Below are 5,284 nucleotides of genomic sequence, written 5' to 3' on the forward strand. Positions count from 1 at the left end.
ATTTATTTGAGTATAAGGCACAAAAAAACCCTTCATAAATAAATATGAAGGGTTCTCTAAAAAGGCGACGACCTACTCTCCCACAATGTAGTACCATCGGCGCAAATGGGCTTAACTTCTCTGTTCGGAATGGTAAGAGGTGAGCCCCATCGCTATAATCACCTTAAATCTTTCGGTGTATGTAGTAGTAACTACTTAACCGTATAAAATAACATATTGAAAAAATGATTCATGAAAATCTATATTGAACTTTATAAAAAACAGGCGTACAATAAGCCTATGGGTTATTAGTATCACTCGGCTATGACATTACTGCCTTTACACCTATGACCTATCAACGTAGTCATCTCCTACGACCCTTTAAAGAAATCTCATCTTGTGGTGGGTTTCGCGCTTATATGCTTTCAGCGCTTATCCCTTCCCAACGTAGCTACTCTGCAATGCTCCTGGCGGAACAACAGATACACCAGAGGTTAGTCCAACTCGGTCCTCTCGTACTAGAGTCAGATCCACTCAAATTTCTAACGCCCACTGTAGATAGAGACCGAACTGTCTCACGACGTTCTGAACCCAGCTCGCGTGCCACTTTAATGGGCGAACAGCCCAACCCTTGGGACCTTCTCCAGCCCCAGGATGTGACGAGCCGACATCGAGGTGCCAAACCCCCCCGTCGATATGAGCTCTTGGGGGAGATCAGCCTGTTATCCCCGGCGTACCTTTTATCCTTTGAGCGATGGCCCTTCCATACGGAACCACCGGATCACTATGCTCTTGTTTCCAACCTGATCGACTTGTAGGTCTCTCAGTCAAGCACCCTTATGCCATTGCACTCTACGCACGATTACCAACCGTGCTGAGGGTACCTTTAGAAGCCTCCGTTACTCTTTTGGAGGCGACCACCCCAGTCAAACTACCCACCAAGCACTGTCCCTTCATTGAAGGTTAGACTCTAGACAAGCAAAGGGTGGTATTTCAACAATGACTCCACAACGCCTAGCGACGCCGCTTCAAAGTCTCCCACCTATCCTACACATTACTTATCCAAAACCAATACTAAGCTATAGTAAAGGTGCACGGGGTCTTTTCGTCCCACAGCGGGTAATCGGCATCTTCACCGATACTACAATTTCACCGAGCTCATGGCTGAGACAGTGTCCAGATCGTTGCACCATTCGTGCAGGTCGGAACTTACCCGACAAGGAATTTCGCTACCTTAGGACCGTTATAGTTACGGCCGCCGTTTACTGGGGCTTCATTTGAGATCTTCGCCGAAGCTAAACCCTCCACTTAACCTTCCAGCACCGGGCAGGTGTCAGGCCATATACGTCATCTTTCAATTTAGCATAGCCCTGTGTTTTTGATAAACAGTCGCCTGGACCTTTTCACTGCGGCCACCCCGAAGGGTGGCGACCTTTCTCCCGAAGTTACAGGTCTATTTTGCCTAGTTCCTTAGCCATGAATCTCTCGAGCTCCTTAGAATTCTCATCCCAACTACCTGTGTCGGTTTAGGGTACGGGCTGCTTCTCTCGCTTTTCTTGGAAGTCGATTTGCTAGATTATCACCGCGACCGTAGTCTTAGTGTACTATCGGGGGGTTACCCCTCCCTTCAACGCACAATTCCGTCTGTGCGCACTAACTTTTCGCCTCCGTCACTTTTAATGAGAGCAGGTACAGGAATATTAACCTGTTGTCCATCCACTACCCCTTTCGGGTTCGCGTTAGGTCCCGACTAACCCTCAGCTGATTAGCATAGCTGAGGAAACCTTAGTCTTTCGGAGTGCGGGTTTCTCGCCCGCATTATCGTTACTTATGCCTACATTTTCTTTTGTAGCTACTCCAGCATCCCTCACAGAACACCTTCAACGCCACTACAATGCTCCCCTACCACTTTTACAAGTCCATAGCTTCGGTAATATGTTTATGCCCGATTATTATCCATGCCGAACCGCTCGACTAGTGAGCTGTTACGCACTCTTTAAATGAATGGCTGCTTCCAAGCCAACATCCTAGCTGTCTAAGCAGTTCAACCTCGTTTTTTCAACTTAACATATATTTTGGGACCTTAGCTGATGGTCTGGGTTCTTTCCCTTTCGGACATGGACCTTAGCACCCATGCCCTCACTGCTGATTAACATTTTATAGCATTCGGAGTTTGTCAGGAATTGGTAGGCGGTGAAGCCCCCGCATCCAATCAGTAGCTCTACCTCTATAAAACTATAAATCAACGCTGCACCTAAATGCATTTCGGGGAGTACGAGCTATTTCCGAGTTTGATTGGCCTTTCACCCCTACCCACAGGTCATCCGAAGACTTTTCAACGTCAACCGGTTCGGTCCTCCACTATATGTTACTATAGCTTCAACCTGCCCATGGGTAGATCACACGGTTTCGCGTCTACCACTACTAACTAAAGCGCCCTATTCAGACTCGCTTTCGCTACGGATCCGTGACTTAATCACTTAACCTTGCTAGCAACGGTAACTCGTAGGCTCATTATGCAAAAGGCACGCCGTCACCCCAAAGGGCTCCGACCGCTTGTAAGCGTATGGTTTCAGGATCTATTTCACTCCCTTATTCAGGGTTCTTTTCACCTTTCCCTCACGGTACTAGTTCACTATCGGTCTCTCAGGAGTATTTAGCCTTATCGGATGGTCCCGACTGATTCATACAGGATTACTCGTGTCCCGCACTACTCAGGATACTGCTATCTTACTGTTCTTTACTTATACGGGACTATCACCCTCTTTGGTTAGTCTTTCCAAACTATTCTAATTCATTACAGCTCAAATATTGCAGTCCTACAACCCCATAAATGCCGTAACATTTATGGTTTGGGCTAATCCGCGTTCGCTCGCCACTACTAACGGAATCACTATTGTTTTCTTCTCCTCCGGGTACTTAGATGTTTCAGTTCTCCGGGTTTGCTCACCTTACGGTGTAACATGTCTTCAACATGCTGGGTTGCCCCATTCGGATATCTGCGGATCAAATTGTATGTGCCAATCCTCGCAGCTTTTCGCAGCTTATCACGTCCTTCATCGCCTCTGAGAGCCTAGGCATTCCCCATACGCTCTTATTTAGCTTATTGTACTATTTGCTTTTTAATGAGTTCTACTAAAAATATTAATAAATTAATATCCTTAATATTATATATAATTATGAAATAAATTTCATATTATTTTTCATGTATCTTTTTTCAATATGTCAATGAACGTTTCCAGTATCTAAACTGATCGTGGAGAATATCGGAGTCGAACCGATGACCTCCTGCGTGCAAGGCAGGCGCTCTAGCCAGCTGAGCTAATCCCCCATATAGGAATCCCGAATGTTCTATTCAGAATTACTTATTTAGAATTGACAACTTCTAGAATTTCCTTTAATTATAGTAGTTAGTAGTCTCAGGCAGACTCGAACTGCCGACCTCTACATTATCAGTGTAGCGCTCTAACCAGCTGAGCTATGAGACTCTACTATAATAGATTTTAAATTAACAGCAGGAGAATAAACTATCTTATATACTTTGTTACTCTTTAATCGTCTTTCTCTAGAAAGGAGGTGTTCCAGCCGCACCTTCCGGTACGGCTACCTTGTTACGACTTAGCCCTAGTTACCGATTTTACCCTAGGCCGCTCCTTACGGCGACGGACTTCAGGCACTCCCAGCTTCCATGGCTTGACGGGCGGTGTGTACAAGGCCCGGGAACGTATTCACCGCATCATGGCTGATATGCGATTACTAGCGATTCCAGCTTCACGGAGTCGAGTTGCAGACTCCGATCCGAACTGTGATAGGGTTTATAGATTCGCTCCTGGTCACCCAGTGGCTGCTCTCTGTCCCTACCATTGTAGCACGTGTGTAGCCCAGGACGTAAGGGCCGTGATGATTTGACGTCATCCCCACCTTCCTCACAGTTTGCACTGGCAGTCTTGTTAGAGTTCCCGACATGACTCGCTGGCAACTAACAACAGGGGTTGCGCTCGTTATAGGACTTAACCTGACACCTCACGGCACGAGCTGACGACAACCATGCAGCACCTTGTAAATTGTCCGAAGAAAAAACTATCTCTAGTCCTGTCAATCTACATTTAAGCCCTGGTAAGGTTCCTCGCGTATCATCGAATTAAACCACATGCTCCACCGCTTGTGCGGGCCCCCGTCAATTCCTTTGAGTTTCATTCTTGCGAACGTACTCCCCAGGTGGGTCACTTATCACTTTCGCTTAGCCACTCAAACCGAAGTTCGAACAGCTAGTGACCATCGTTTACGGCGTGGACTACCAGGGTATCTAATCCTGTTCGCTCCCCACGCTTTCGTCCATCAGTGTCAGTATATTATTAGTAATCTGCCTTCGCAATTGGTATTCTATGTAATATCTATGCATTTCACCGCTACACTACATATTCTAACTACTTCATAATAACTCAAGATAACCAGTATCAAAGGCAATTCTACAGTTGAGCTGCAGGATTTCACCTCTGACTTAATTATCCACCTACGGACCCTTTAAACCCAATGATTCCGGATAACGCTTGGATCCTCCGTATTACCGCGGCTGCTGGCACGGAGTTAGCCGATCCTTATTCTTACAGTACCGTCAAGCTGCTACACGTAGCAGTGTTTCTTCCTGTATAAAAGCAGTTTACAACCCATAGGGCAGTCTTCCTGCACGCGGCATGGCTGGATCAGAGTTGCCTCCATTGTCCAATATTCCTCACTGCTGCCTCCCGTAGGAGTCTGGTCCGTGTCTCAGTACCAGTGTGGGGGATCCCCCTCTCAGGGCCCCTACCTATCGTTGCCATGGTGTGCCGTTACCACACCATCTAGCTAATAGGACGCATAGTCATCTCCTACCGTAATCTTTAATGCAGTCTTGATGCCAAGTCTGCATACTATAAGGTCTTAATCCAAATTTCTCTGGGCTATCCCTTAGTAAGAGGTAGATTCTATACGCGTTACGCACCCGTTCGCCGGTCGTCATCTGTGCAAGCACAATGTTACCCCTCGACTTGCATGTGTTAAGCCTGCCGCTAGCGTTCATCCTGAGCCAGGATCAAACTCTTCATCGTTAAATTTTAAAGTCTTTCGACTAATATGCTTAACAATTAAAGAAATATCTAGTACTCTAAAATGGCTTATTCTCTTGTTTGAACATAATCGTTTCCAATTAAATTCTTACGCTGTCAATTCAATATGTTTATGAACTTTTTTCTCTGTCTCTTAAGATGTTATTTCCTTAAGCGGGTGCAAATATAATTCGCTTTTTTAAATCCCACAAGCTTTATTT

At 45.9% G+C, this 5,284-nt stretch carries 2 tRNA genes and 3 rRNA genes; all 5 read right to left on the reverse strand.

Annotation, left to right across the window (positions count from 1 at the left end):
• Window positions 1-59 precede the first annotated feature (59 nt).
• The 5 genes from rrf to CXF54_RS12825 all read right to left on the reverse strand — a co-directional run bounded on the left by rrf (window position 60) and on the right by CXF54_RS12825 (window position 5,066).
• A 5S ribosomal RNA gene (gene rrf / locus CXF54_RS12805) occupies window positions 60-166 on the reverse strand.
• A gap of 101 nt (window positions 167-267) precedes the next feature.
• Window positions 268-3,088: ribosomal RNA gene (locus CXF54_RS12810) — 23S ribosomal RNA — on the reverse strand.
• A gap of 148 nt (window positions 3,089-3,236) precedes the next feature.
• Window positions 3,237-3,310: transfer RNA gene (locus tag CXF54_RS12815), tRNA-Ala, on the reverse strand.
• Window positions 3,311-3,393: 83 nt separating this feature from the next.
• Window positions 3,394-3,467 (reverse strand) — tRNA-Ile (locus tag CXF54_RS12820).
• A gap of 81 nt (window positions 3,468-3,548) precedes the next feature.
• Window positions 3,549-5,066: ribosomal RNA gene (locus CXF54_RS12825) — 16S ribosomal RNA — on the reverse strand.
• The 16S, 23S and 5S rRNA genes sit together here with 2 tRNA genes alongside, the layout of an rRNA operon.
• Window positions 5,067-5,284 lie beyond the last annotated feature (218 nt).

The sequence above is a fragment of the Olleya sp. 1-3 genome (assembly GCF_002836085.1).
In the GTDB taxonomy this organism is placed as follows: Bacteria; Bacteroidota; Bacteroidia; order Flavobacteriales; family Flavobacteriaceae; genus Olleya; species Olleya namhaensis.